The sequence below is a fragment of the Pectobacterium artocarpous genome, assembly GCF_046159765.1.
Taxonomy (GTDB): domain Bacteria; phylum Pseudomonadota; class Gammaproteobacteria; order Enterobacterales; family Enterobacteriaceae; genus Pectobacterium.
In genome coordinates this window covers 1-25,417 of record NZ_JBJXVK010000039.1, presented here as the reverse complement: position 1 = coordinate 25,417, position 25,417 = coordinate 1, and the positions used below count along the sequence as shown (strand labels likewise).

General features: G+C 48.3%; 44 protein-coding genes. 6 read left to right on the top strand and 38 right to left on the bottom strand.

Annotation, left to right across the window (positions count from 1 at the left end):
- Nucleotides 1-333 precede the first annotated feature (333 nt).
- Complete coding sequence (locus ACKQAD_RS19555; RefSeq protein ID WP_409161649.1) at nt 334-882, top strand: gamma carbonic anhydrase family protein; 549 nt, start codon at nt 334-336, stop codon at nt 880-882.
- Here the strand turns inward: ACKQAD_RS19555 and ACKQAD_RS19550 are convergent.
- Genes ACKQAD_RS19550 through dprA form a run of 6 tightly spaced genes read right to left on the bottom strand, consistent with a single transcriptional unit; the run spans nt 867 to nt 4,674 of the window.
- Complete coding sequence (locus ACKQAD_RS19550; RefSeq protein WP_263058153.1) at nt 867-1,124, bottom strand: DUF1488 family protein; 258 nt, start codon at nt 1,122-1,124, stop codon at nt 867-869. The genes ACKQAD_RS19555 and ACKQAD_RS19550 overlap by 16 nt on opposite strands.
- Nucleotides 1,121-1,948, bottom strand: a complete 828-nt coding sequence (gene aroE / locus ACKQAD_RS19545) for a shikimate dehydrogenase (protein ID WP_409161648.1) — start codon at nt 1,946-1,948, stop codon at nt 1,121-1,123. Before aroE ends, ACKQAD_RS19550 begins: the two co-directional genes overlap by 4 nt.
- Nucleotides 1,949-1,967: 19 nt before the next feature.
- Nucleotides 1,968-2,537, bottom strand: a complete 570-nt coding sequence (tsaC, locus tag ACKQAD_RS19540; protein ID WP_409161647.1) for an L-threonylcarbamoyladenylate synthase type 1 TsaC — start codon at nt 2,535-2,537, stop codon at nt 1,968-1,970.
- A complete protein-coding gene (locus ACKQAD_RS19535) occupies nt 2,530-3,087 on the bottom strand; it encodes a DNA topoisomerase family protein (RefSeq protein ID WP_409161646.1) in 558 nt (185 codons plus the stop codon). The genes tsaC and ACKQAD_RS19535 overlap by 8 nt, the downstream gene beginning before the upstream one ends.
- Nucleotides 3,088-3,107: 20 nt before the next feature.
- Nucleotides 3,108-3,581, bottom strand: a complete 474-nt coding sequence (gene smg / locus ACKQAD_RS19530) for a DUF494 family protein Smg (protein ID WP_409161645.1) — start codon at nt 3,579-3,581, stop codon at nt 3,108-3,110.
- Nucleotides 3,553-4,674, bottom strand: coding sequence for a DNA-protecting protein DprA (gene dprA / locus ACKQAD_RS19525; RefSeq protein WP_409161644.1), 1,122 nt, complete (start codon nt 4,672-4,674; stop codon nt 3,553-3,555). Before dprA ends, smg begins: the two co-directional genes overlap by 29 nt.
- 128 nt (nt 4,675-4,802) lie before the next feature.
- Here dprA and def point away from each other — a divergent pair, with 128 nt between their 5' ends.
- The 5 genes from def (at nt 4,803) to mscL (ending at nt 9,576) form a co-directional block, all read left to right on the top strand.
- A complete protein-coding gene (gene def, locus ACKQAD_RS19520) occupies nt 4,803-5,315 on the top strand; it encodes a peptide deformylase (RefSeq protein WP_409161643.1) in 513 nt (170 codons plus the stop codon).
- Nucleotides 5,316-5,338: 23 nt separating this feature from the next.
- Nucleotides 5,339-6,286, top strand: a complete 948-nt coding sequence (gene fmt, locus ACKQAD_RS19515; protein WP_409161642.1) for a methionyl-tRNA formyltransferase — start codon at nt 5,339-5,341, stop codon at nt 6,284-6,286.
- A gap of 66 nt (nt 6,287-6,352) precedes the next feature.
- Nucleotides 6,353-7,642, top strand: a complete 1,290-nt coding sequence (rsmB, locus tag ACKQAD_RS19510; RefSeq protein WP_409161641.1) for a 16S rRNA (cytosine(967)-C(5))-methyltransferase RsmB — start codon at nt 6,353-6,355, stop codon at nt 7,640-7,642.
- 56 nt (nt 7,643-7,698) lie between these two features.
- The gene (trkA, locus tag ACKQAD_RS19505) at nt 7,699-9,075 is read left to right on the top strand and encodes a Trk system potassium transporter TrkA (RefSeq protein ID WP_409161640.1); all 1,377 of its coding nucleotides are present in this window, start codon (nt 7,699-7,701) and stop codon (nt 9,073-9,075) included.
- Between the two features lie 90 nt (nt 9,076-9,165).
- Nucleotides 9,166-9,576 (top strand): large-conductance mechanosensitive channel protein MscL, encoded by a 411-nt coding sequence (gene mscL, locus ACKQAD_RS19500; protein WP_409161639.1) that lies wholly within the window; start codon nt 9,166-9,168, stop codon nt 9,574-9,576.
- A 33-nt stretch (nt 9,577-9,609) separates the two neighbouring features.
- On the opposite strand, the gene ACKQAD_RS19495 is transcribed toward mscL, so the two are convergent.
- The 32 genes from ACKQAD_RS19495 to bfd form a co-directional block, all read right to left on the bottom strand.
- Complete coding sequence (locus tag ACKQAD_RS19495) at nt 9,610-9,822, bottom strand: alternative ribosome-rescue factor A (protein ID WP_271874879.1); 213 nt, start codon at nt 9,820-9,822, stop codon at nt 9,610-9,612.
- Nucleotides 9,823-9,933: 111 nt separating this feature from the next.
- The gene (locus ACKQAD_RS19490) at nt 9,934-10,293 is read right to left on the bottom strand and encodes a DnaJ family domain-containing protein (RefSeq protein WP_409161638.1); all 360 of its coding nucleotides are present in this window, start codon (nt 10,291-10,293) and stop codon (nt 9,934-9,936) included.
- Nucleotides 10,294-10,384: 91 nt separating this feature from the next.
- Nucleotides 10,385-10,777, bottom strand: coding sequence for a 50S ribosomal protein L17 (rplQ, locus tag ACKQAD_RS19485; RefSeq protein ID WP_005970246.1), 393 nt, complete (start codon nt 10,775-10,777; stop codon nt 10,385-10,387).
- Nucleotides 10,778-10,817: 40 nt separating this feature from the next.
- Nucleotides 10,818-11,807, bottom strand: a complete 990-nt coding sequence (locus tag ACKQAD_RS19480) for a DNA-directed RNA polymerase subunit alpha (protein ID WP_005970247.1) — start codon at nt 11,805-11,807, stop codon at nt 10,818-10,820.
- Nucleotides 11,808-11,832: 25 nt separating this feature from the next.
- Nucleotides 11,833-12,453, bottom strand: a complete 621-nt coding sequence (rpsD, locus tag ACKQAD_RS19475) for a 30S ribosomal protein S4 (protein ID WP_409161637.1) — start codon at nt 12,451-12,453, stop codon at nt 11,833-11,835.
- 30 nt (nt 12,454-12,483) lie between these two features.
- Nucleotides 12,484-12,873 (bottom strand): 30S ribosomal protein S11, encoded by a 390-nt coding sequence (gene rpsK, locus ACKQAD_RS19470; RefSeq protein ID WP_002919257.1) that lies wholly within the window; start codon nt 12,871-12,873, stop codon nt 12,484-12,486.
- A gap of 16 nt (nt 12,874-12,889) precedes the next feature.
- The gene (rpsM, locus tag ACKQAD_RS19465) at nt 12,890-13,246 is read right to left on the bottom strand and encodes a 30S ribosomal protein S13 (RefSeq protein WP_010286058.1); all 357 of its coding nucleotides are present in this window, start codon (nt 13,244-13,246) and stop codon (nt 12,890-12,892) included.
- Between the two features lie 146 nt (nt 13,247-13,392).
- Complete coding sequence (gene rpmJ / locus ACKQAD_RS19460) at nt 13,393-13,509, bottom strand: 50S ribosomal protein L36 (protein WP_002227352.1); 117 nt, start codon at nt 13,507-13,509, stop codon at nt 13,393-13,395.
- A gap of 33 nt (nt 13,510-13,542) precedes the next feature.
- Nucleotides 13,543-14,874 (bottom strand): preprotein translocase subunit SecY, encoded by a 1,332-nt coding sequence (gene secY / locus ACKQAD_RS19455; RefSeq protein WP_409161636.1) that lies wholly within the window; start codon nt 14,872-14,874, stop codon nt 13,543-13,545.
- A gap of 7 nt (nt 14,875-14,881) precedes the next feature.
- Entirely contained in the window at nt 14,882-15,316 is a 435-nt protein-coding gene (rplO, locus tag ACKQAD_RS19450) for a 50S ribosomal protein L15 (protein WP_015841922.1), read from the bottom strand.
- Between the two features lie 3 nt (nt 15,317-15,319).
- Nucleotides 15,320-15,499, bottom strand: a complete 180-nt coding sequence (rpmD, locus tag ACKQAD_RS19445; protein ID WP_004846568.1) for a 50S ribosomal protein L30 — start codon at nt 15,497-15,499, stop codon at nt 15,320-15,322.
- A gap of 5 nt (nt 15,500-15,504) precedes the next feature.
- Nucleotides 15,505-16,005: a 30S ribosomal protein S5 gene (gene rpsE / locus ACKQAD_RS19440; protein ID WP_005970257.1), complete on the bottom strand. Its 501-nt coding sequence runs from the start codon at nt 16,003-16,005 to the stop codon at nt 15,505-15,507.
- 14 nt (nt 16,006-16,019) lie between these two features.
- On the bottom strand, nt 16,020-16,373 hold the full coding sequence (gene rplR, locus ACKQAD_RS19435; protein ID WP_010286111.1) for a 50S ribosomal protein L18: 354 nt from the start codon (nt 16,371-16,373) through the stop codon (nt 16,020-16,022).
- 9 nt (nt 16,374-16,382) lie between these two features.
- Entirely contained in the window at nt 16,383-16,916 is a 534-nt protein-coding gene (rplF, locus tag ACKQAD_RS19430; protein WP_409161635.1) for a 50S ribosomal protein L6, read from the bottom strand.
- A gap of 13 nt (nt 16,917-16,929) precedes the next feature.
- Nucleotides 16,930-17,322 (bottom strand): 30S ribosomal protein S8, encoded by a 393-nt coding sequence (rpsH, locus tag ACKQAD_RS19425; RefSeq protein ID WP_409161634.1) that lies wholly within the window; start codon nt 17,320-17,322, stop codon nt 16,930-16,932.
- Nucleotides 17,323-17,355: 33 nt separating this feature from the next.
- Nucleotides 17,356-17,661, bottom strand: coding sequence for a 30S ribosomal protein S14 (gene rpsN / locus ACKQAD_RS19420; protein ID WP_198997509.1), 306 nt, complete (start codon nt 17,659-17,661; stop codon nt 17,356-17,358).
- 13 nt (nt 17,662-17,674) lie between these two features.
- Complete coding sequence (gene rplE / locus ACKQAD_RS19415) at nt 17,675-18,214, bottom strand: 50S ribosomal protein L5 (protein ID WP_005970265.1); 540 nt, start codon at nt 18,212-18,214, stop codon at nt 17,675-17,677.
- 14 nt (nt 18,215-18,228) lie between these two features.
- Nucleotides 18,229-18,543, bottom strand: coding sequence for a 50S ribosomal protein L24 (gene rplX / locus ACKQAD_RS19410; RefSeq protein ID WP_409161633.1), 315 nt, complete (start codon nt 18,541-18,543; stop codon nt 18,229-18,231).
- A 10-nt stretch (nt 18,544-18,553) separates the two neighbouring features.
- The gene (rplN, locus tag ACKQAD_RS19405) at nt 18,554-18,925 is read right to left on the bottom strand and encodes a 50S ribosomal protein L14 (protein ID WP_000613954.1); all 372 of its coding nucleotides are present in this window, start codon (nt 18,923-18,925) and stop codon (nt 18,554-18,556) included.
- Nucleotides 18,926-19,088: 163 nt separating this feature from the next.
- On the bottom strand, nt 19,089-19,343 hold the full coding sequence (gene rpsQ / locus ACKQAD_RS19400) for a 30S ribosomal protein S17 (RefSeq protein ID WP_409161632.1): 255 nt from the start codon (nt 19,341-19,343) through the stop codon (nt 19,089-19,091).
- Nucleotides 19,343-19,534 (bottom strand): 50S ribosomal protein L29, encoded by a 192-nt coding sequence (rpmC, locus tag ACKQAD_RS19395; protein WP_005970272.1) that lies wholly within the window; start codon nt 19,532-19,534, stop codon nt 19,343-19,345. The genes rpsQ and rpmC overlap by 1 nt, the downstream gene beginning before the upstream one ends.
- Nucleotides 19,534-19,944 carry a 50S ribosomal protein L16 gene (gene rplP / locus ACKQAD_RS19390; protein WP_005970273.1) on the bottom strand — a complete coding sequence of 137 codons (411 nt, stop codon included), beginning with the start codon at nt 19,942-19,944 and terminating at the stop codon, nt 19,534-19,536. The genes rpmC and rplP overlap by 1 nt, the downstream gene beginning before the upstream one ends.
- Nucleotides 19,945-19,956: 12 nt before the next feature.
- Nucleotides 19,957-20,658 carry a 30S ribosomal protein S3 gene (gene rpsC, locus ACKQAD_RS19385; protein WP_005970274.1) on the bottom strand — a complete coding sequence of 234 codons (702 nt, stop codon included), beginning with the start codon at nt 20,656-20,658 and terminating at the stop codon, nt 19,957-19,959.
- Between the two features lie 17 nt (nt 20,659-20,675).
- Nucleotides 20,676-21,008: a 50S ribosomal protein L22 gene (gene rplV, locus ACKQAD_RS19380; RefSeq protein ID WP_409161631.1), complete on the bottom strand. Its 333-nt coding sequence runs from the start codon at nt 21,006-21,008 to the stop codon at nt 20,676-20,678.
- Between the two features lie 14 nt (nt 21,009-21,022).
- Nucleotides 21,023-21,301, bottom strand: a complete 279-nt coding sequence (gene rpsS / locus ACKQAD_RS19375; protein ID WP_004929772.1) for a 30S ribosomal protein S19 — start codon at nt 21,299-21,301, stop codon at nt 21,023-21,025.
- A gap of 16 nt (nt 21,302-21,317) precedes the next feature.
- Entirely contained in the window at nt 21,318-22,139 is an 822-nt protein-coding gene (gene rplB, locus ACKQAD_RS19370; protein ID WP_010286179.1) for a 50S ribosomal protein L2, read from the bottom strand.
- 17 nt (nt 22,140-22,156) lie between these two features.
- A complete protein-coding gene (rplW, locus tag ACKQAD_RS19365; protein ID WP_005970277.1) occupies nt 22,157-22,459 on the bottom strand; it encodes a 50S ribosomal protein L23 in 303 nt (100 codons plus the stop codon).
- Entirely contained in the window at nt 22,456-23,061 is a 606-nt protein-coding gene (rplD, locus tag ACKQAD_RS19360) for a 50S ribosomal protein L4 (protein ID WP_409161630.1), read from the bottom strand. Before rplD ends, rplW begins: the two co-directional genes overlap by 4 nt.
- A gap of 10 nt (nt 23,062-23,071) precedes the next feature.
- Complete coding sequence (rplC, locus tag ACKQAD_RS19355; protein ID WP_010304941.1) at nt 23,072-23,701, bottom strand: 50S ribosomal protein L3; 630 nt, start codon at nt 23,699-23,701, stop codon at nt 23,072-23,074.
- 32 nt (nt 23,702-23,733) lie between these two features.
- Nucleotides 23,734-24,045, bottom strand: a complete 312-nt coding sequence (gene rpsJ, locus ACKQAD_RS19350) for a 30S ribosomal protein S10 (protein ID WP_001181005.1) — start codon at nt 24,043-24,045, stop codon at nt 23,734-23,736.
- 310 nt (nt 24,046-24,355) lie between these two features.
- Complete coding sequence (gene bfr / locus ACKQAD_RS19345; RefSeq protein ID WP_409161629.1) at nt 24,356-24,829, bottom strand: bacterioferritin; 474 nt, start codon at nt 24,827-24,829, stop codon at nt 24,356-24,358.
- A 72-nt stretch (nt 24,830-24,901) separates the two neighbouring features.
- Nucleotides 24,902-25,096 carry a bacterioferritin-associated ferredoxin gene (gene bfd, locus ACKQAD_RS19340; protein WP_005970281.1) on the bottom strand — a complete coding sequence of 65 codons (195 nt, stop codon included), beginning with the start codon at nt 25,094-25,096 and terminating at the stop codon, nt 24,902-24,904.
- Nucleotides 25,097-25,417: the final 321 nt, after the last annotated feature.

Genomic DNA, 25,417 nt, shown 5'->3' with positions numbered 1-25,417 from the left:
AAGAGCAGGGCGTTACGGCCTTAACCGCTTCGCGAGGTGGCGTATATTACGCTTAACACCTTCAGAGTCAATGCTTATTTTAAAGCGTTTTCTCTTTCTTTATCGACCCGGTTCTGCGTTCACAGCGCCGTGTCGATGGAGGCGCATTATAGGGATCCGTTTTCGTTACACAACAACTTTCTTGATCTTTTTTTCTGTTCGCCTGTTTTTCGCCCCTTTCGATGAGATCTTACTCGATCCACACCATTTTTCAGTTGCCGATGTCTCATATCTGTCGATATTTTGTCTGTAATACAAATCATCAGTATGTGGTAAATAACTACGAGGTTGTCGATGAGTGCAAAAACATTCCGCCGTTATAACGGTATTTCTCCCGTTTTAGGCGAAAGAGTCATGGTCGATCATTCCAGCGTGGTGATTGGCAAAGTAACACTAGGCGATGATGTCGGTATCTGGCCCCTTGTCGCTATACGCGGTGATGTTAACTACATCACTATCGGCGCCAGGAGTAATATTCAGGATGGCTCCGTACTCCACATCACCCACTGTTCAGAGAGAAAACCAGAAGGTAACCCGCTTATTATTGGGGAAGATGTCACTGTAGGCCATAAAGCGATGCTACATGGCTGCCAAATAGGAAATCGGGTTCTGGTAGGAATGGGATCAATACTCCTGGATGGCGCCGTTATTGAGGATGATGTCATGATCGGTGCTGGTAGCCTGGTTCCCCCTGGAAAGCGACTAGAGAAAGGACATCTATACCTCGGCAGCCCAGTTAAAAAAATTCGCCCGCTGACTCAAGAAGAAATAGAGGGATTAATTTACTCGGCAAACAACTATGTCCGTTGGAAAGATGAATATCTTGCTCAGGACAACGAGTAGCAACCTTCATCATCCCATTCTTCAGCAACGATCATTTTTTCCAATTCATCTTCAAGATCCCATCGATATTCCCTGAACAGCGCCAGCCACTGTTCAGGGCTATCGCCGCCATAGCGTTGCTGGAGCTGTGTTGCGCTCACTAAACATTCCTGCTGAAAGCCATTCACTAAAACGGGAAAGCGGATTGCCATTACCTTATCATCCCAACTTTCACGATCTGGGAACTGGATCGCCTGATTCACTTCGCAAGATCCTGCTTTAGTAAACCGATCACGGGTTCTACATCAGGCATAACGCCATGCCAAAGCTTAAACGCATGTGCCGCTTGCCCCACTAACATTCCCAAACCATCTGCATAACGGATAGCACCATGCTGTACGCACCATGACAAAAAAGGTGTCAGTTGTGGCAGATAAAACATGTCATAACAACCTGTTTCCGGCGAAATGAGTTCTGGCGGTAAGTTAGGAATACTGTCGTACATCCCAGAAGATGTCGCATTAATGATCAAATCGAACGACTGGCCATGTAAATCGTCGAGGGCAACAGCTTGAATATCTCCAATGCCACTGAAGACTTTAACTAATTCATCCGCCTTGGAAAACGTCCTATTCGTCAGCACAACCGTACAGCCATAGGCCAGTAAGGGTTGGATAACACCTCGCGCTGCACCACCAGCACCAACCAGCAACACACGATCTAACGGTTTCACCAGCGCCAATCGTTGCAGATCGCTAAGTAAACCAATGCCATCCGTATTATCACCAAACAGGCGACCGTCAATCAGCCTCTTCAATGTATTGACCGCCCCAGCAAGCGCCGCGCATTCGCTACGTTCATCGGCTTCGGCAAAGGCACGCTCTTTAAAGGGCGCAGTCACATTCGCACCACCTGCGCCAGCGAGAAAATACTGGCGTAGCATCTGCTCAAAATCATCCAGAGGCACCAAGACTCGCTCGTACGTCAACGTTATCCCCGTCTGTGCAGCAAATAGCTCATGTATGCGAGGTGATTTACTATGTGCAATCGGATTGCCAAAAACTGCAAAAGACGTTACTTCAGACACGTTCCCCTCCAACTTGCCGTTACCCCTGGCGAATAAGCTCGCCAGTTAATACATCCCTGATTTCTGATGGGTTCATTCTTCCGCCGACATCCCCAACCAGCACAGGAAAATCATCACCAAACTGTTGAGAAACTTCCTGAGCCGTGCGGCAAGGAGGTTGACCAGTTAAGTTGGCGCTAGTCGACACCAGCGGTTTACCGTAACGCAGGCACAGTTCCTTGACTAACGGGTGATCGCTAACGCGCACCGCAAGTGAAGAAAATTGCCCCGTTAACCACTGCGGAGTCATGCGTTTTGCAGGCAATACCCAAGTCACCGGACCAGGCCATGTGGAAAACATCATAGCTTTCTGCTCATCGGATAACGCGCTGTCATCAATATAAGGTGCCAATTGGCTAAAATCTGCCGCAATCAAGATCAGTCCTTTTTGCCAAGGACGCTGTTTTAACGCTAGCAGGCGATTAACCGCCACCTCACTATCAGGATCGCAGCCCAACCCAAATACCGCTTCTGTCGGGTACGCAATAACCAGCTCGTTATGTAACTCCCGTAAAACGGGAATCATTAGTTCATCAGAGACATCACTCATTCTTATCAACTTCTGCCGCTACCGGCTTTCCACATAATTTACTGGCACAGAACAGCTTGGTACCTTGTGCCGTTTTTTTCTCAAACAATAAGGCGTAATGGCAAGAAGGACATTCACCCGCTATCGGTTTATGGTTTAACGTAAACTGACAATCGGGATAGCGATCGCAAGAATGAAACACTTTGCCGTAGCGAGACTTACGCTGTAACAACGTACCTTCATTACACTGTGGACATCGAATCGCCGTTTCATCAGGGCGATCGATAGTCTCGGTATGATGGCATTCAGGGTAATTGCCACAGCCGATGAACATCCCATAACGACCTTGCCTTAGTACCAATGTCGACTGACAAAGTGGGCATTGCTGCCCATCCAACACTTTGACTATATGTCCATCAGCCTGTGCTTTCAGCGGGCGAATGAATTCGCATTCTGGATACGCAGAACAGCCGAGAAACGGGCCGTGCCGCCCAGAACGGATAACCAGCACTGACCCACAGTCTGGACATATTTCCTGTTTTTTTTCAGCAAACAGTACGGGCTTAGCCATTCGAAATATTATCCCTCTGGCTATTGCACATAACCGTCATTGACCTCAAAGAGTAATTCTTCCATTTGCTGATAGGCATTCTCACAGCCAGGCACATTGAAAAGCACCATGAGGATGACCCACTTCAGATCTTCCAGATCAAATTCCTGCGTTTCCAACGCCATGACGCGTTCGATGACCATCTCCCGCGTTTCAAGATTCAGAACCTGGATTTGCTCAAGGAACAATAAAAAGCCACGGCATTCCGCATCAAGACGCAACTCCTCATCCTGCGTATAGATCCGCATAGCCAGAGGATCGTTCGCCAAATAAAGCGGAGCAGTCTGCCCTTCCTGAATATCGGCCAATTTTTCCAGCCAACTCAACGCGCTATAGATATCGTTACGATCGAATCCAGCGCGGGTGAGGTCATCAGTTAACGTATCCTGATCGACACGCATTTCGGTTTCATTGTGGATGTAGCTCTCAAACAAGTACATGAGTACGTCGAACATGGCCTGCCCTCCTTAATCGGACATAGCCGCCGGGTACTGCTGCGATCCATCCTGCTAACTCCAGCTCTAATAGCTTGGTGACTATCTCTGGCACAGGTTGGCCGGCACGTTCAGCGACAACGTCAACAGGTGTAACCTCATCTCCTACGTTAGCCAACACGTCGGCAAATGGCAATTCGCCATCCTCTTCTTCGTTAGAAATAGTTTGCCCGCTTTCCATTGGCAGCCACTGTAGCTCACTCACCAACTGCTCAAGAATATCCTTCGGATGTGTAACCAGGTTGGCTCCTTGCTGGATCAACCAGTGCGTTCCTTCAGTCATAGGGTTACCGATTGGCCCTGGCAAAGCGAAAACCTCCCGCCCTTGTTCTAAAGCATAACGTGCCGTGACCAGCGACCCGCTGCGGATAGACGCTTCAATAACCAGAACCCCCAACCCTAATCCGCTAATGATACGATTTCTTCTGGGAAAGTTGGTTGGGAAAGGCGGCATCGCGAGGGGAAATTCGGAGACCAATGCACCGCCAGCGCCACAAATACGTTCGGCAAGCTTAACGTGACGCTTGGGATAAATATTCTCCAGTCCGCTTCCCAACACGGCAATAGTTCTCCCTCCTGCATCCAAAGCAGCACGATGAGCAATACCATCAATACCAATGGCTAACCCACTTGTCACAGTAAGGTCATTTGTGGCAAGTTCTTGAGCAAAAAATCCTCCCCAGCGTTCGCCGTAAGCACTGCAGCCTCGGCTACCAATAATCGATATTTGTGACGATGCCAATAACTCAGGAGAGCCAGATACAAAAAGCAACAGTGGAAAATCACGAATGTTGCTCAACAGAAAAGGATATAGAGCATCTTCACACGTCACGATATGATGATTGGGATAAGACAACCAATTGAGTGTTGTTTCCAGGATCTTACGATCATAGGAACAGAATTGTGCGATTTGCTCATCAGACAGACCTAACGCGCTCAGGCTCTCATGATCGAACGTTTTTAAATCAATAAGTTTTCTGACAATACCCCGAGCGCGTAAAGCGCTTAGGTGCCTTACGCCCGTCATACGTAGCCAAATTTCCGTTGATAGCATCAGCGTCCCTTATTCCGATATGTTCAGATAAGTGGTGCAATTCAGAGCTGATGCTGTCAATCGGGGCAGGAAATGTCTAGAATGAGCGCTAAGACTCTCTCACTATTCAGATACAGATCTAAACATATATGGCAGTTTTGCAGGTATTACATTTCCCAGACGAGCGGCTCCGCATTCCTGCGCAGCCCGTAAAAGAAGTCAATGCAGAGATTCAACGTATCGTGGATGATATGTTCGATACCATGTACGAAGAAGAAGGTATTGGACTTGCCGCAACACAGGTGGATATTCATCAGCGTATTATTGTCATTGACGTCTCTGAAGAACGAAACCAACGGCTGGTGCTGATCAATCCCGAGCTGATTGAAAAGAGCGGCGATACGGGTATCGAAGAGGGTTGCCTGTCGATCCCTGAAACGCGTGCGCTGGTTCCTCGTGCAGAGCATGTAAAAGTGCGTGCATTAGATCGTGAAGGTAAGACGTTCGAGCTCGAAGCAAGCGAACTACTTGCCATTTGTATTCAGCATGAAATGGATCATCTGGTTGGGAAACTGTTTATTGATTACCTTTCCCCGCTTAAACGCCAGCGCATTCGTCAAAAACTGGAAAAACTGGCTAAGCAGAATAGCCGAGCCCGCTAATTTTCATCCTGACAGGAAGCACCGTGTCTGATTCTTTACGCATAATCTTTGCCGGCACCCCTGACTTTGCAGCGCGTCACCTTGACGCGCTTTTATCATCAGGACATGAGGTCGTTGGCGTTTTCACCCAGCCGGATCGCCCAGCAGGCAGGGGCAACAAGCTCACCCCCAGCCCGGTAAAAGTACTGGCGGAGCAACATAGCATCCCCGTTTTCCAACCTAAATCTCTGCGACCGGCAGAAAATCAGGCGCTAGTTCAGGCATTAAATGCCGATGTTATGGCCGTTGTCGCCTACGGCTTAATTCTGCCGCAGCCCGTATTATCTATGCCACGCCTTGGCTGCATTAATGTCCACGGTTCTCTGTTACCTCTCTGGCGTGGTGCAGCGCCAATTCAGCGTGCACTGTGGGCTGGGGATAGCGAAACCGGTGTGACGATCATGCAAATGGATGTCGGACTCGATACGGGTGCAATGCTGCACAAAATTTCATGCCCCATCCAGCCTCAAGATACCAGCGCAACGCTGTACGATAAACTTGCTGAGCTGGGACCGCGCGGCTTATTGGAAACGCTGGAACAACTTGCTGATGGCAGCGCTGTCGCTGAAGCGCAAAATGACACCCTTGCTACCTATGCAGAAAAACTCAGCAAAGAAGAAGCTCGCCTAAACTGGCAGTTATCTGCCGAGCAGCTTGAGCGCTGTATTCGTGCTTTCAATCCCTGGCCAGTCAGTTATTTCACGGTAGATGAACAACCGGTGAAAGTCTGGAAAGCTGAAGTCATGACCACAGCACATGGCTCATTGCCCGGTACAATTCTTCAAGCAGATAAACAGGGTATTCAGGTGGCAACAGCTGCTGGTATCTTGAATATTCAGGAATTGCAGCCTGCAGGCAAAAAAGTAATGCGTGCACAGGATCTGCTTAACTCACGTCGTGAGTGGTTCGTTCCCGGTAATACACTGGACTAATCTATTTTTCATACCGGCGTCATGCCGGTATATCCTCTCTTTTTACGTATACGTCATCGCTAACACATGAAAAGCTCATACAATTTACGCAGTATTGCCGCAAAAGTGGTGGGACAGGTTCTGGATCAGGGACAGTCGCTCAGTGCCTTATTACCCGTTCATCAGCGTGAAGTCTCCGATAAAGATCGCGCACTTTTGCAAGAGCTTTGCTTTGGCGTATTACGCGTTTTACCGCAGTTGGAATGGTGTATTCAACAACTGATGGCAAAGCCCCTGACGGGCAAACAACGCACGCTGCATTACCTCATCATGGTCGGCATCTACCAACTGCACTACACTCGAATCCCGCCACATGCAGCTCTGGCAGAAACGGTAGAAGGTGCTGTCGCACTAAAACGACCACAGCTCAAGGGGCTGATTAATGGCGTATTGCGCCAATTCCAGCGCCAACAAGAAGAACTCATTCAGCGTGAGACAACTCACTCATCTCACTACCTGCATCCAAGCTGGCTGCTGGCACGTATTGAGCATGCCTATCCAAATCACTGGCAAAGCATCGTTGAGGCAAATAACCAGCGCCCTCCGATGTGGCTACGCGTGAATCGGTTACACCATACGCGGGAAGCATACTTAAATTTACTGGCGCAAGAGGGGATCGAAGCATTTCCTCATACTGAATACTCTGATGCGATACGGTTAGCTTCTCCCTGCGCTGTCGATCAATTACCGGGCTTCTCACAAGGATGGGCAACGGTGCAGGATGCTTCTGCTCAAGGCTGCGTCTATTGGCTCGATCCACAAAATGGCGAACAGATCCTCGATCTCTGCGCTGCTCCCGGTGGAAAAACGACGCACATTTTAGAAGCTGCGCCAAAATCTCACGTACTTGCCGTCGATATTGATGAGACGCGTTTAAGTCGGGTAAAAGAAAATTTACTGCGATTACAAATGCATGCAGAAGTGAAACAAGGTGATGGGCGTTACCCCGATTCGTGGTGTGAAGGGCGTATGTTTGACCGTATTCTGTTGGATGCCCCTTGTTCCGCCACAGGCGTGATTCGTCGTCATCCTGATATCAAATGGCTACGCAGGGACAGAGATATTGAGGAGTTGGTTGCACTGCAAAAAGAAATTCTTGACGCCATTTGGCCACATCTCAAAGCAGGCGGCACGATGGTCTACGCCACTTGCTCCATTCTGCCGCAAGAAAACGCCCAACAAGTTACGGACTTCCTGACTCGTCATGCCGATGCAACACTGGTTGATACAGGAACACACGAAATGCCAGGTATACAGATGCTTCCTCATGCTGAGGGTGGCGATGGTTTCTTTTATGCGAAGCTGGTAAAAAACTGATATTGAACCCAGTATTGTCTGCAACAGGCAGCAATCAATAAACGGCATGGCTTATTATGAAAATTATCATCCTTGGCGCGGGTCAGGTCGGCGGAACACTGGCAGAAAATCTGGCAGGTGAAAATAACGACATCACTGTCGTTGATACTGATGCAAACCGATTACGCCAGCTTCAGGATAAGTTTGATCTGCGTGTCGTTACTGGCTATGCCTCTCATCCGCGAGTGCTACGTGAAGCAGGAGCGGAAGATGCGGATATGCTGGTCGCCGTTACCAATTCAGATGAAACGAATATGGTAGCCTGCCAGATTGCTTATTCTCTTTTCAAAACACCAAACCGGATCGCGCGCATTCGTGCTGCCGAATACATCCGTGAATCAGAACAGCTGTTTTTACCAGAAGCGGTTCCCATCGATCACCTCATCTCCCCAGAGCAACTGGTGATCGATAACATCTACAAACTGATCGAATATCCCGGAGCGCTTCAGGTCGTCAATTTCGCTGAAGGCAAAGTGAGTCTTGCCGCGGTTAATGCCTATTATGGTGGCCCATTGGTTGGTAATGCCCTCATCTCTCTCCGTGAACACATTCCGCATGTCGATACCCGCGTTGCGGCTATTTTCCGTCACGATCGTCCGATTCGTCCACAGGGTTCCACTATCATCGAAGCTGGTGACGAAGTGTTTTTTGTCGCAGCTTCCCAACATATTCGCGCGGTGATGAGCGAATTGCAGCGCCTTGAGAAACCGTATAAAAGGATCATGATCGTTGGCGGAGGTAACGTCGGCGCAGGATTAGCCCAACGGTTAGAAAAAGACTACAGCATCAAGTTGATAGAACGAAATGCAGATCGTGCAGCAGAGCTGGCTGAGCTTCTGCAAAATACCGTAGTATTTCACGGCGATGCTTCAGACCAGGAGCTTCTTGCCGAAGAACATATTGAGCAGATTGATGTATTCATCGCCATTACCAATGATGACGAAGCGAATATCATGTCAGCGATGCTGGCCAAACGTATGGGTGCGAAAAAAGTGATGGTGCTCATCCAACGTCGAGCTTATGTCGACCTAGTCCAAGGTAGCGTCATTGATGTCGCGATCTCCCCGCAGCAGGCAACCATTTCTGCGCTACTCAGCCATGTACGCAAAGCTGATATCGTTAGCGTATCCTCTTTACGCCGTGGTGTGGCAGAAGCCATTGAGGCGATCGCCCACGGTGACGAGGGCACATCAAAAGTGGTCGGAAGAATGATCGAAGATATTAAGCTTCCACCCGGTACCACTATCGGCGCAATTGTTCGCGGTGATGACGTCATCATTGCCAATGCAAATAGCAAAATAGAGCAAGGCGATCATGTCATCATGTTCTTAGCTGACAAAAAATTTGTACCTGATGTTGAACGGCTATTTCAACCAAGCCCCTTCTTTTTATAATGTAGGAACAGATTTATCGCGAATCGATAATCTGGCAAAGATACGGCTATTGGTTAGAATTAATTTATATTTTTGGCAAGGAGAACGGATATGAGTATCATCAAAGAATTCAGAGAGTTTGCCATGCGTGGCAACGTTGTCGATTTGGCGGTAGGTGTTATTATTGGTGCTGCATTCGGCAAAATTGTCTCTTCCCTGGTATCAGATATTATTATGCCGCCACTTGGGCTTTTGATCGGTGGAGTGGATTTTAAACAATTCAGCCTAATTCTTCGTGATGCCCAAGGCGACATTCCCGCCGTTGTCATGAACTATGGTGCTTTCATTCAAAATATCTTCGACTTTGTCATCGTCGCTTTTGCGATCTTTATGGCGATAAAACTCATGAACAAACTACGCCGCAAGCAGGAAGATGCACCTGCAGCCCCACCGAAGCCTAGTGCTGAAGAGAAGCTATTAGCTGAAATTCGCGACTTACTGAAAGAACAACAGCCTAAATAATAAGAACTGAGTTTCTAGTAATTCTTGCTTTCGTTACACAAAAAGCAGAAAGGCCAGAGGTAAATAATCACTTGATTGCTTACCACTGGCCTCCCAACTACCTTTCTTCACATGTTTTTCTTTTCTACGATAACTTCCTTTCCCTTTTTCATTCACTTCAATGCGTTGGCGAAACAGTGGGTCATGTAACAGTGCCTCAATGGCGTTGTCCTGAATTTTCCCACGTTTATGACGATATGTGGTCATCATCACTCCGAAGAAAGTTGGGCTAATAAGCTGTATATATAAATAAATCAGGCGGAGTATATAGCTGAAATGGAAAGATGAGAATAGCACTCCAGCGAATTCTTCTGGCAGCTAGAACTTTTTATTGAGCTGTGTATTGTAATCATGATGTATAAAATCAGTGTTGATCCCTTTCTGCTGCAAGCTAATTTCCAACATACACAAGCGTCGAGAGGCTTTCTCGTATTCAGGTGAATCACAGGATACCGTTTTAAGAAAGTCGGTTAGTTGTAAAGCTTCTTTCCTTTCTTGAAGTTCTACAGGCAAATAGCCAGCATTCTTGAGTAACCGATAGGCGATTCTGAGTTCCTTTGGTATTCCGCTATCATCATCAAGAATCAAAGGACTGCCGGAGCCTGAAAGATTGTCAAAAACGCCATCTTCTTGAGCCTTGCGGATATGTTTTTCAACTAACTCATCAATCAACCACATGGCAATCTCTTACCTGCTTTTATTAATAGAGCTTAGTGTATTTCAGATGTAAAAAAACCGGGTTTCCCCGGTTTTTTTATGCTCTTACAGATTACTCTGCAGTAGCAACTTCTTCTGTCTGAGAGACTGAGCGATCAACGAGTTCGATGTATGCCATCGGCGCATTGTCACCAGCACGGAAGCCACACTTCAGAATACGAGTGTAACCACCTGCACGGCTCGCGAAACGCGGGCCCAGTTCATTAAACAGTTTTGCCACGATCTCGTTATCACGAGTACGGGCGAATGCCAGACGACGATTAGCAACGCTGTCGGTCTTGGCAAGAGTAATCAGCGGTTCAACAACGCGACGCAGCTCTTTCGCTTTCGGCAGGGTCGTCTTGATGATTTCATGACGAACCAAAGAACTAGCCATGTTACGGAACATAGCCTGACGATGGCTGCTGTTACGGTTCAGTTGACGACCACTCTTACGATGGCGCATGACCTTATCCTTCTCAGTAAAACCTTAACCTGTGATCTGGTTACTCATCAGCAATGCTTGCCGGTGGCCAGTTTTCCAGGCGCATGCCCAGAGATAGACCACGGGAAGCCAGTACGTCTTTAATCTCAGTAAGAGATTTTTTACCCAGGTTGGGCGTTTTGAGCAGCTCAACCTCGGTACGCTGTACCAGATCACCGATGTAGTGGATAGCTTCCGCCTTAAGGCAGTTAGCAGAGCGGACAGTCAATTCCAGATCGTCAACAGGGCGCAGCAGAATCGGATCGAACTCTGGTTTCTCTTCTTTAACTTCTGGCTGACGAACATCACGTAAGTCAACAAAAGCTTCAAGTTGTTCAGCCAGAATGGTAGCCGCACGACGGATCGCCTCTTCAGGATCGATCGTGCCGTTGGTTTCCATTTCGATGACTAGCTTGTCCAAGTCAGTACGCTGTTCTACACGAGCCGCTTCAACATTGTAGGCAATACGCTCTACAGGGCTGTAGCAAGCATCAACTAACAGACGACCAATCGGGCGCTCATCTTCTTCCGTATGAATACGGGCAGATGCCGGCACATAACCACGACCACGTTGAACTTTGATGCGCATGCTAATAGATGCGTTTTCATCGGTCAAATGGCAAATTAAGTGCTGCGGCTTGACGATTTCGACATCACCATCATGGATGATATCGGCTGCAGTCACAGGGCCAATGCCAGATTTATTCAGGGTAAGGATAACTTCATCTTTGCCTTGAACTCTCACCGCCAGCCCTTTCAGGTTGAGCAGGATTTCCAGGATATCTTCCTGTACGCCTTCTTTGGTGCTGTACTCATGCAGTACACCATCAATCTCAACCTCGGTCACCGCGCAACCTGGCATGGATGAAAGCAGAATACGGCGCAGTGCGTTGCCAAGAGTATGGCCGAAGCCCCGCTCTAATGGCTCAAGGGTCACCTTGGCGTGCGTCGAACTCACTTGCTCGATATCAACCAGGCGCGGTTTTAGAAACTCTGTCACAGAACCCTGCATTGTGTCCTCTCTTTGGTACTAAGCTTTACTTGGAGTAAAGCTCGACGATCAGGTGTTCATTAATGTCCGCAGACAGATCGGTACGTTCAGGAATACGTTTGAACACACCTTCCATCTTGGCAGCATCAACTTCCAGCCAAGTTGGCTTTTCACGCTGTTCAGCCAGCTCCAGAGCGGCTTTCACGCGAGATTGCTTTTTCGCTTTCTCACGAATGCTGACGACATCATTCGGGGATACCTGATAAGAAGCGATGCTAACAACGCGACCGTTTACCATGATAGCTTTGTGGCTTACCATCTGACGTGCTTCAGCACGAGTGGCACCAAAACCCATACGATAAACAACGTTATCCAGACGACCTTCCAGCAGTTGCAGCAGATTTTCACCTGTGTTGCCTTTCAGACGTGCAGCTTCTTTATAATAGTTACGGAACTGACGCTCCAGAACACCGTAAATACGGCGAACTTTTTGCTTTTCACGCAACTGTACACCATAGTCAGACAGACGCGGTTTACGCGCACCGTGCTGACCAGGAGCTTGTTCAATTTTACACTTGGAATCGATCGCACGAACACCAGACTTCAGGAACAGGTCGGTGCCTTCACGACGGCTCAGCTTGAGCTTAGGACCCAAATATCTTGCCATTTTCTTTCTCCAACAATCCTAAAAGCGGCGTTATACGCGGCGCTTTTTCGGCGGACGACAACCGTTATGAGGGATCGGAGTCACATCAGTAATATTAGTGATGCGGAAACCAGCCGCGTTCAATGCGCGGATAGTAGACTCACGGCCAGGACCAGGTCCTTTAACCATAACTTCCAAGTTCTTAATACCGTACTCTTTCACGGCCTCTGCGCAACGTTCTGCAGCTACCTGAGCAGCGAACGGCGTAGATTTACGAGAACCACGGAAGCCGGAACCACCGGCAGTTGCCCAACCCAGCGCATTACCCTGACGATCAGTAATGGTTACGATGGTGTTGTTGAAAGAAGCATGGATATGAGCCACACCGTCAGAGACTTGCTTTCTTACACGCTTACGTGCACGAATAGGTGCCTTTGCCATTATTCAATCACCCCGATTATTTCTTGATCGGTTTGCGCGGACCCTTACGGGTACGGGCGTTAGTCTTGGTACGCTGACCGCGAACCGGCAGACCACGACGATGACGCAAACCACGATAAGTACCAAGGTCCATAAGACGCTTGATGCTCAGGGTAACTTCACGACGCAGATCACCTTCTACAACAAACTTGGCAACTTCGTCACGCAGCTTATCGATTTGCTCTTCAGACAGCTCACTGATCTTAACATCTTCGGCAATTCCTGTTGCAGCACAAATAGCCTGCGAACGGGTTTTACCGATACCGAAAATCGACGTTAACGCAATAACGGTATGTTTATGATCAGGAATGTTAATGCCTGCTATACGGGCCACTATGCACTCCTACAATTTTATACAGCAACACCATTCTGAAAAGCCCGTTTTCAGGATACTCAAATAATGTTGCAGTTACATACAAAAGATTGGCTGGCTAATCTAGCCAGCTCAATCCAACTTTGCAAGAAAAATATGCGAGATAATCAGCCTTGACGCTGTTTATGCTTCGGCTCGGCACTGCAGATCACACGAACGACACCGTTACGCTTAACAATCTTACAGTTACGACATAATTTCTTGACGGAAGCACGAACTTTCATTTTTACTCTCCGTAACTTCTCAAGCTCACCTAATTAACGGTTATAGCCTTTCAGGTTTGCTTTCTTCAATGCAGACTCATATTGACTCGACATCATCAGAGTTTGCACTTGAGCCATAAAGTCCATGATGACGACGACAACGATCAATAAAGATGTACCACCGAAATAGAAAGGTACTTTCATTGCGTCACGCATAAACTCCGGGATCAGGCAGATAAAAGTAATATACATCGCACCAATCAGAGTCAGGCGAGTCATCACTTTATCAATATATTTCGCCGTTTGCTCTCCCGGACGAATTCCTGGCACGAATGCACCGGACTTCTTCAGGTTATCTGCTGTTTCACGTGGGTTGAAAACCAACGCAGTGTAGAAGAAACAGAAGAAGATGATTGCAGACGCATAGAGTAACACATAAAGCGGTTGTCCGGGCTGCAAATACAGCGAAATAGTTGTCAACCAGTTCCAACCGGTACCGCCCCCAAACCAGGATGCAATCGTGGCAGGGAACAGAATAATACTGGAAGCGAAGATCGCGGGAATAACCCCTGCCATATTCACCTTCAGCGGTAAATGCGTACTCTGTGCTGCATAAACACGACGACCTTGTTGACGTTTTGCATAATTAACGACGATACGACGTTGACCACGCTCAATGAAAACAACGAAGAAGGTTACTGCAAACACTAAAACTGCAACCAACAGCAACAGGAGGAAGTGCAGGTCGCCTTGCCGAGCTTGCTCGATGGTATGGCCAATAGCCGGCGGTAGACCCGCAACAATACCAGCGAAGATTATGATCGAAATACCGTTACCGATACCACGTTCAGTAATCTGTTCTCCCAGCCACATCAGGAACATTGTCCCAGTAACCAGGCTTACAACAGCAGTAAAATAGAAAGCAAAACCTGGATTTATCACCAAGTCTTGCATTCCAGGCATATTCGGTAGACCGGTAGCAATACCGATCGACTGGAATATAGCCAATACCAAGGTGCCGTAGCGGGTATACTGACTAATCTTACGACGGCCAGCTTCACCTTCTTTCTTTATTTCAGCCAAGGCAGGATGAACCACCGTCAGCAGTTGGATAATAATCGACGCCGAAATATACGGCATAATACCCAGAGCAAAGATAGAAGCACGGCTGAGAGCACCACCAGAGAACATGTTAAACATCTCAATGATGGTGCCTCGCTGCTGTTCAAGCAATTTGGCAAGCACAGTGGCATCAATACCAGGAATCGGGATAAAAGAGCCAATACGGAAAACAATTAGCGCACCGATAACAAACAAAAGTCTGCGCCTCAGTTCACCAACTCCGCCTTTAGCACTCTGAAAATCTAATCCTGGTTGTTTAGCCATCTGCTACTTATTCCTCAATTTTACCGCCAGCAGCTTCGATAGCAGCACGAGCACCTTTAGTGACACGCAGACCACGAATCGTTACCGGACGAGCAACTTCACCAGACAGAATCACTTTCGCGAATTCAATCTGAATGCCAATAACATTAGCGGCTTTCAGCGTATTCAGGTCAACTACGTCGCCTTCTACTTTTGCAAGATCAGACAGACGAACTTCTGAAGTGATCATTGCTTTACGAGAAGTAAAACCAAATTTCGGCAGACGACGGTATAAAGGCATCTGACCACCTTCAAAACCACGACGTACGCCACCGCCAGAACGAGATTTCTGACCTTTGTGACCACGACCGCCGGTTTTGCCCAGGCCAGAACCGATACCACGACCTAAACGCTTCGGTGCGTGTTTAGCACCTTCGGCCGGAGACAGAGTATTTAAACGCATCTGTTACTCCTCCACTTTAACCATGTAGGAAACCGCGTTGACCATACCGCGAACCGCAGGAGTATCCTCACGTTCAACAGTATGACCAATACGACGCAGACCCAGGCCAAGCAGTGTCGCCTTATGTTTCGGCAGACGACCGATTGCACTACGGGTTTGAGTGATTTTAATAGTCTTTGCCACGGTCATTACCCCAGAATTTCTTCAACGGATTTACCACGCTTGGCAGCGACCATTTCTGGGGACTTCATATTAGCCAAACCATCAATCGTTGCACGAACCACGTTAATCGGGTTAGTGGAACCATAGGCTTTAGCCAATACGTTGTGAACCCCTGCAACTTCCAAAACGGCGCGCATTGCACCGCCGGCAATAATACCGGTACCTTCGGAAGCTGGCTGCATGAACACACGAGAACCCGTGTGAGCACCTTTAACTGGGTGCTGCAGGGTGCCGTTGTTCAGCGCGACATTCATCATATTGCGACGGGCTTTTTCCATCGCTTTCTGGATCGCTGCTGGAACTTCACGCGCTTTACCGTAACCAAAACCAACGCGGCCGTTGCCATCACCCACTACAGTCAGTGCGGTGAAGCTGAAAATACGACCACCTTTAACGGTTTTAGATACGCGATTTACCGCGATCAGCTTTTCCTGCAGTTCGCCAGCTTGTTTCTCGATGTGAGCCATCTTACACCTCTACCTTAGAACTGAAGGCCAGCTTCACGGGCAGCATCTGCCAGTGCTTGGACTCGACCATGATATTGGAAACCGGAACGATCGAAAGAGACATCCTTGATGCCTTTTTCTAACGCGCGTTCTGCAATAGCTTTACCTATTGCACTTGCTGCGTCTTTGTTACCGGTAGACTTCAGTTGTTCAGCGATAGCTTTTTCTACAGTAGAAGCGGCTACCAGGACTTCAGAACCGTTCGGTGCAATAACCTGCGCATAAATATGGCGTGGTGTACGATGTACCACCAGACGCGTCGCACCCAGTTCCTGGAGCTTACGGCGTGCGCGGGTCGCACGACGGATACGAGCTGCTTTCTTATCCATAGTGTTACCTTACTTCTTCTTAGCCTCTTTGGTACGCACGACTTCGTCGGCGTAACGGACACCCTTGCCTTTGTAAGGCTCAGGACGACGGTAGGCGCGTAATTCCGCAGCAACCTGACCAATAACTTGCTTATCAGCACCTTTCAGTACGATTTCAGTTTGGCTTGGGCATTCTGCAGTAATACCTGCCGGCAGTGCATGATCTACTGGGTGTGAAAACCCAAGAGCCAGGTTAACCACATTGCCTTTAACAGCAGCACGGTAACCAACACCAACCAGTTGCAGCTTCTTAGTGAAGCCTTCGGTAACACCGATAACCATTGCGTTCAACAGAGCGCGAGTGGTACCCGCTTGGGCCCATCCGTCAACGAAACCTTCGCGCGGGGCGAAAGTCAGAGCGTTGTCAGCTTGTTTTACTTCAACAGCATCGTGGATCTTACGAGTCAGCTCGCCGTTTTTACCCTTAATCGAAATATCCTGACCGTTGAGTTTTACCTCTACGCCGGCAGGAATGACGACGGGTGCTTTTGCAACACGAGACATTCTTTCCTCCCGATTAAGCTACGTAGCAGATAATCTCGCCACCAAGACCTGCCTGGCGAGCTGCACGATCAGTCATAACACCTTTAGAGGTAGAAACAACCGCGATACCTAAGCCAGCCATAACTTTAGGCAGCTCATCTTTTTTCTTATAGATGCGCAGACTTGGGCGGCTAATACGTTGGATGCTTTCTACCACAGCCTTGCCCTGGAAATACTTCAAAGTGATTTCCAGTTCAGGCTTGGCATCGCCTTCGATTTTATAATCTTCAATGTAACCTTCTTCCTTCAGCACGTTGGCAATCGCCACTTTCAGCTTGGAGGAAGGCATGGTGACCGCAACTTTGTTCGCGGCTTGACCGTTACGGATACGGGTCAGCATATCCGCGATCGGATCTTGCATGCTCATCTGTCTTTACTCCCGTGATTCAATTGGTGACAATTACCAGCTAGCCTTTTTCAAGCCTGGTACTTCACCGCGCATGGCGGCTTCACGCAGCTTAATACGGCTCAACCCGAATTTGCCCACATAACCATGTGGACGGCCAGTTTGGCGGCAGCGATTACGCTGACGAGACGGGCTGGAATCACGCGGCAGAGTCTGCAGCTTAAGAACCGCATCCCAACGATCTTCGTCGGATGAGTTCACACCAGAGATGATAGCTTTCAATTCCTCGCGCTTAGCGCGGTATTTTTCAGCCAGTTTCACACGAACAACTTCGCGTGCTTTCATGGATTGCTTAGCCATTAGTAACCCTACCTTACTTGCGGAATGGGAAGTTAAAGGCGGCCAACAGCGCACGGCCTTCATCATCGGATTTCGCAGTAGTGGTGATGGTAATGTCCAAACCACGAACGCGATCGACTTTATCGTAGTCGATTTCCGGGAAGATGATCTGCTCACGCACACCCATGCTGTAGTTACCACGACCATCGAATGACTTAGCGGACAGGCCACGGAAGTCACGAATACGTGGTACAGCAATGGAAATCAGACGCTCAAGGAACTCCCACATGCGTTCGCCACGCAGAGTTACTTTACAGCCGATCGGATAGCCCTGACGGATTTTGAAGCCTGCAACAGATTTGCGTGCTTTGGTGATCAGCGGTTTTTGACCGGAGATTGCTGCCAGATCAGCTGCTGCATTATCCAGCAGTTTCTTGTCAGCGATCGCTTCACCAACACCCATATTCAGGGTGATCTTCTCGACCCGAGGGACTTGCATGACAGAATTGTAGTTAAACTCAGTCATGAGTTTTTTAACTACTTCGTCTTTGTAGTAATCATGCAGTTTCGCCATCGTACTACTCCAAATTACTTGATAGTTTCGCTAGTAGATTTAAAGAAACGGACTTTTTTACCGTCTTCGAATCTAAAGCCTACACGGTCAGCCTTGCCAGTTGCCGCATTGAAGATTGCAACGTTAGAAACTTGAATAGCCGCTTCTTTTTCAACGATGCCGCCTGGTTGGTTCAGAGCCGGAACAGGCTTCTGATGTTTTTTAACCAGGTTGATACCTTCAACAATGACCTTACTCGCAGACAGGACACTCTTAACTTTACCGCGCTTACCTTTATCTTTACCGGTTAGCACAATAACTTCGTCATCACGACGGATTTTCGCTGCCATGATTCGCTCCTTAAAGTACTTCTGGTGCCAGAGAGATAATTTTCATGAACTTCTCATTACGCAGTTCACGAGTTACCGGCCCAAAAATACGCGTACCGATAGGCTGTTCGCTGTTATTGTTTAAAATAACGCAAGCATTGCCATCGAAGCGAATGACAGAACCGTCCGGGCGACGAACACCCTTCTTGGTGCGCACCACTACCGCCTTCAGAACATCGCCTTTTTTCACCTTACCGCGAGGAATTGCTTCCTTGATGGTAATTTTGATGATATCGCCGACGCCTGCGTAGCGACGGTGCGAGCCACCTAGAACCTTGATACACATTACGCGACGTGCACCGGAATTATCGGCCACATTCAGCATAGTCTGTTCTTGGATCATTTTAGTGCTCCGCTAATGTCAACTACTACTTTAGGACCCTTTCGGGCCATTAAATACCCCATAATTGAGGGCGCAGCATTATAACACCGCTTCCTTGGTATGGGTAGAAAAAATAAACGGCCCTTTGCAGAGCCGTTTATCATAAGAGAAGAGCGCTACTTTATTACAGAATCGCTTTCTCTACAACGCGAACAAGTGTCCAAGATTTAGATTTGGACAGCGGACGGCATTCGCGGATTTCAACCACGTCACCGATACCGCATTCATTATTCTCGTCATGTACGTGCAGCTTAGTCGTACGTTTGATGAATTTACCGTAAAGAGGGTGCTTCACGAAACGTTCGATAGCAACAACCATGGATTTCTCCATTTTGTCACTTACAACACGACCTTGCAGAGTACGGATTTTATCGGTCATTACGCACCCGCCTTCTCAGTCAGTAAAGTCTTAACACGTGCAATATTGTGACGCACTTGTTTTACCAGGTGAGTCTGTTGCAACTGACCACTGGCAGCCTGCATACGCAGGTTAAATTGCTCACGCAGTAAGCCGAGCAGTTCAGTGTTCAGTTCTTCAACGCTCTTTTCACGCAGCTCATTTGCTTTCATTACATCACCGTCTTAGTTACAAAGGTGGTTTTGATAGGCAGTTTCGCTGCTGCCAGTTGGAATGCCTCACGGGCTAACTCTTCCGGCACACCGTCCATTTCGTACAGGACTTTACCTGGCTGAATCAAGGCAACCCAATATTCCACGTTACCTTTACCTTTACCCATACGAACTTCAAGCGGTTTCTCGGTGATCGGTTTGTCCGGGAATACACGGATCCAGATCTTACCTTGACGCTTAACAGCACGGGTCATGGCACGACGTGCAGCTTCGATTTGACGAGCAGTCAGGCGACCGCGGCCAACAGCTTTCAGACCGAAAGTGCCGAAGCTAACATCCGTACCCTGCGCCAGACCACGGTTGCGGCCCTTGTGCACCTTACGGAATTTTGTACGCTTTGGTTGTAACATCAGCGACTCTCCTTACTTGCGGCCTTTACGCTGCTGCTTTTTAGGTTGAGCAGCCGGTTTTTCCGGTTGTTCAACGGCAGCCATACCACCCAGGATCTCACCTTTGAAGATCCACACTTTCACACCGATAACACCATAAGTGGTGTGCGCTTCGGAAGTGTTGTAGTCGATATCCGCACGCAGTGTATGCAACGGAACACGACCTTCACGGTACCATTCGGTACGCGCGATTTCAGCGCCGCCAAGACGGCCACTGACTTCAACTTTAATACCTTTAGCGCCCAGACGCATGGCGTTCTGTACCGCACGCTTCATAGCACGACGGAACATCACACGACGCTCCAGCTGAGAAGTGATGCTGTCAGCAACCAGTTTTGCGTCCAGTTCAGGCTTACGAACTTCTGCGATATTGATCTGTGCAGGTACGCCAGCGATATCCGCTACGACTTTGCGCAGTTTTTCAACATCTTCACCTTTTTTACCGATCACGATGCCAGGGCGAGCAGTGTGAATAGTCACACGGATGCTTTTTGCTGGACGTTCGATAACGATACGAGAAACGGAAGCCTTCTCCAGTTCCTTCGTCAGGTATTTACGAACTTTAAAATCGCTGTCCAGGTTGTCAGCGAATTCTTTGGTATTCGCATACCAGGTAGAGTTCCAAGGTTTGACAATACCCAGGCGAATACCATTAGGATGTACTTTCTGACCCATTGCTAGTCTCCAGAGTCTCAGCGATCGGACACAACCACAGTAATGTGGCTGGTACGCTTCAGGATGCGATCCGCACGACCTTTAGCACGCGGCATAATGCGCTTCATGCTTGGGCCTTCGTCTACGAAAATTCTCGCGACTTTCAGATCATCAATGTCAGCGCCATCGTTGTGTTCTGCGTTAGCAATAGCAGACTCCAGCACTTTTTTAACCAGACCAGCAGCTTTCTTGTTGGTGTAGGTCAGAACTTCCAGAGCTTGCGACACTTTCTTACCGCGAATCAGGTCTGCCACCAGGCGAACCTTTTGAGCAGAAGAACGAGCGTGGCGATGTTTAGCGATAGTTTCCATCTCTTCCTCCTACCTTAGCGCTTCTTGGCCTTTTTATCGGCCGCATGGCCGCGATAAGTACGAGTCGGCGCGAATTCACCCAGTTTGTGACCGACCATTTCATCGGAAACAAACACCGGAACGTGCTGACGACCATTATGGACAGCGATGGTCAAACCGATCATGTTTGGAAAGATCGTTGAACGACGGGACCAAGTGCGCAAAGGCTTCTTGTCACCGCTTTCCACCGCTTTCTCTACCTTCTTCAGCAAGTGCAGGTCAATAAATGGACCTTTCTTGAGAGAACGTGGCATGGTTTATCCTCTAAGATTATTTAGTACGGCGACGTACGATAAATTTATCAGTACGCTTGTTGCTGCGGGTCTTCTTACCTTTGGTCTGAACGCCCCACGGACTAACTGGGTGCTTACCAAAGTTACGACCTTCACCACCACCGTGTGGGTGGTCGACTGGGTTCATTGCCGTACCGCGAACGGTAGGACGAACACCACGCCAGCGTGCAGCACCAGCTTTACCCAGAACGCGCAGCATATGCTCAGCGTTGCCAACTTCGCCCAGAGTAGCGCGGCAGTCAGATTCGACTTTACGCATTTCGCCAGAACGCAGACGCAGGGTAACGTAAGAACCGTCACGAGCAACGATCTGAACGTAAGCACCAGCAGAACGAGCCAATTGGCCGCCTTTACCGGGTTTCATTTCTACGTTGTGAACCGTTGAACCGACAGGAATGTTACGCATCGGCAGGGTGTTACCCGCTTTAATTGCAGCATCAACGCCAGATTGAATCTGATCGCCGGCTTTCAGGCCTTTCGGCGCCAGGATGTAACGACGCTCACCGTCTTTGTACAGAACCAGCGCGATATTCGCGGAACGGTTCGGATCATACTCCAGACGCTCAACAACCGCAGGAATACCATCTTTATTGCGTTTGAAATCAATCAGACGATATTGCTGTTTGTGACCACCACCGATGTGACGGGTAGTGATGCGGCCATTGTTGTTACGGCCACCGGATTTGCTGTTCTTTTCCAGCAACGGGGCATAAGGTTTGCCCTTGTGCAGCTCAGGGTTAACCACTTTAACAACGTGGCGACGACCCGGAGATGTCGGTTTACATTTAACAACTGCCATTGTCTTTCTCCTCCGACTTACTCAGCGCCGCCGATGAAGTCCAGATTCTGGCCTTCTTTCAGGGTGACGTAAGCTTTTTTCCAGTCGCTGCGACGACCAATACGCTGTCCGTGACGCTTAACTTTACCCTTAACTACCAGGGTGTTTACGTCTTTAACTTCTACTTCGAACAGTTTCTCTACAGCAGCAACGATCTCTGCTTTAGTCGCGTCTTTAGCAACTTTGAGAACGATGGTGTTAGTTTTTTCCATCGCGGTAGATGCTTTTTCAGATACGTGCGGCGCGCGCAGTACTTTCAGCAGACGTTCTTCACGGATCATGCCAGCATCTCCTCAACTTGCTTAACTGCATCAGCAGTCATAACGACTTTGTCGAAGGCGATCAGACTAACTGGATCGATTGCTGCAGCATCACGCACGTCAACCTTGTACAGGTTACGCGCAGCCAGGAACAGATTCTCATCCAGTTCACCAGTGATGATCAGCACATCTTCCAGAGCCATGTCTTTCAGTTTCTGCGCCAGCAACTTAGTTTTCGGCGCTTCTACAGAGAACTTCTCGACAACGATCAGACGGTCCTGACGTACCAGTTCGGACAGGATGCTTTTCAGCGCGCCGCGGTACATCTTTTTGTTAACTTTCTGACTGTGGTCCTGAGGCTTAGCAGCGAAGGTCACACCACCGGAACGCCAAATCGGGCTCTTAATAGAACCAGAACGCGCACGGCCAGTACCTTTCTGACGCCACGGTTTTTTACCGGAACCAGTTACTTCAGCACGGGTCTTCTGGGCGCGAGTACCTTGACGGGCACCTGCTGCATAAGCAACAACAACCTGGTGTACCAGCGCTTCGTTGAAATCACGACCGAAGGTAGTTTCGGAAACAGTCAGCGCGCTTTGCGCGTCTTTCAATACTAATTCCATTGCTATCTCCTCACGCCTTCACAGCTGGTTTAACGATCAGGTCGCTACCGGTAGCTCCCGGAACAGCACCTTTAACCAGCAGCAGGTTGCGCTCAGCGTCAACACGCACTACGTCCAGGCTCTGAACAGTTACACGTTCGTTACCCAGCTGGCCTGCCATTTTCTTGCCTTTAAACACTTTGCCCGGAGTTTGGTTCTGACCGATAGAACCCGGAACGCGGTGGGACAAGGAGTTACCGTGAGTAGCATCCTGAGTACGGAAATTCCAGCGCTTAACTGTGCCAGCAAAACCTTTACCTTTAGATGTACCGGTAACGTCTACTTTTTTAACGTCTGCGAAAATTTCAACACTGATGCTCTGACCTACAGTGAACTCTTCGCCTTCAGACAGACGGAATTCACGCAGAGTACGGCCAGCTTCTACGCCAGCTTTAGCAAAGTGACCTGCTTCTGGTTTGGTAACACGGTTTGCTTTTTTAGCACCCGTCGTTACTTGCACAGCGCGGTAACCGTCGTTAGCCAGGTCTTTAACCTGAGTGACGCGGTTTGCTTCAATTTCGATAACAGTTACGGGGATAGATACGCCATCTTCAGTGAAGATACGGGTCATGCCCACTTTTTTACCGACTAAACCAATCATTGTTTCAACCTCTCAATCGCTCAATGACCTGATTAACCCAGGCTGATCTGCACGTCTACACCAGCAGCCAGATCCAGACGCATCAGAGCATCAACGGTTTTCTCGGTTGGCTCAACGATGTCAACCAGACGCTTGTGAGTGCGAATCTCGTACTGATCGCGCGCATCTTTATTGACGTGCGGAGAAATCAGAACGGTAAAGCGCTCTTTGCGGGTCGGCAGCGGGATCGGACCACGTACTTGCGCACCAGTGCGCTTAGCAGTCTCGACGATTTCCGCAGTTGATTGATCAATCAAACGATGATCAAACGCTTTCAGGCGGATACGGATTCTTTGGTTCTGCATGAGACCAGAGCTCCAATTATTTATAAACGTAAAAAACTACTCCTCACACCCATTTCGATTGATGGGGGAGTGTAATCGTTAGCACATAACCCCCATATCGGGAGTATTGTTTTGGCCAATAAATGAATATCGACCTGCTGATTCTGATTGAATCAGGCTTACCTTGTTTTGGTAAGCTCGCGCATTATACGCAAATTGGCTGAGGAAGCAACAAGCAGGATGAAATGATTTTAAATGCGGCCGGAGCGATGTGTCTGAGTCCGGCCGGAGTTAGACTATAGGGGGCACATAACAGATTTATGATACCATGTTACTCAGCTTTCAACTGAGCTTGAAGATAGTTTTGTATACCAAGGCGCGTAATCAAATCCAGCTCAGTTTCCAACCAGTCGATGTGCCCTTCTTCGTCGGCAAGAATTTCTATCATTAAATCCCTACTGACGTAGTCATGCACCGAATCGGAATAGGCAATCGCCTCGCGCAGATTCTTTGCGCCATCCAACTCCAGTTGAAGATCAGAACGCAAGATCTCTTCAACATCTTCGCCAATATTTAGCTTACCCAAATCCTGTAGATTCGGGATACCTTCAAGAAAAAGAATGCGTTCAATGTAGCGATCAGCATGCTTCATTTCGTCGATAGACTCATGATACTCGTGATCGTTAAGACGGGTTAAGCCCCAGTTTTTAAACATCCGGGCATGAAGAAAATATTGGTTAATGGCTACCAGCTCGTTGCCCAATAACTTATTCAGGTGTGTAACAACTTTTTTATCGCCTTTCATGACATACTCCTCCGCTCCAGTTCTTAAAGTGTAGAACCGGTAGGCAGAGAGTCAAAAAAACAACCCTACATTTTATGCTACTTCATACATGTCAGGAATTTTAGCTTGCTCTTCCTCGAAAATAACACGTGCCTGGCGGATACATTTACCGCAGTCTGTCCCAATAGGAACGAGTTTGCGTAGCTGCTGCATAGATTGGGGCTGATGCTGACGGACAGCATTACGAATGACTTTGTCAGAGATCGCGTTGCACAAACAAACATACATACCAAAATGACTCATCGTTATCGCAGGTGTCTTTCACGCTACCTTTCGGGACACTGCAGCGATATTTGAAACCGCTCCTAGCGGTTTTTTAACCAATTTCGTCATTGTAAATAAGAATTGTTTTTATTTCAATTTACATTTAATTATTCAGATATGAAAAATCGTCGAAAGCAATTGGTAACATGACTTCCGACGACACAACAGATGGCAGCGATGAATCGTCGCCATAAAAAAAGGCACCGAAGTGCCTTTTTCATGCATTAAGTTTATCAGCGATTAAGCGATAACTTTAGCAACAACGCCCGCGCCTACAGTACGGCC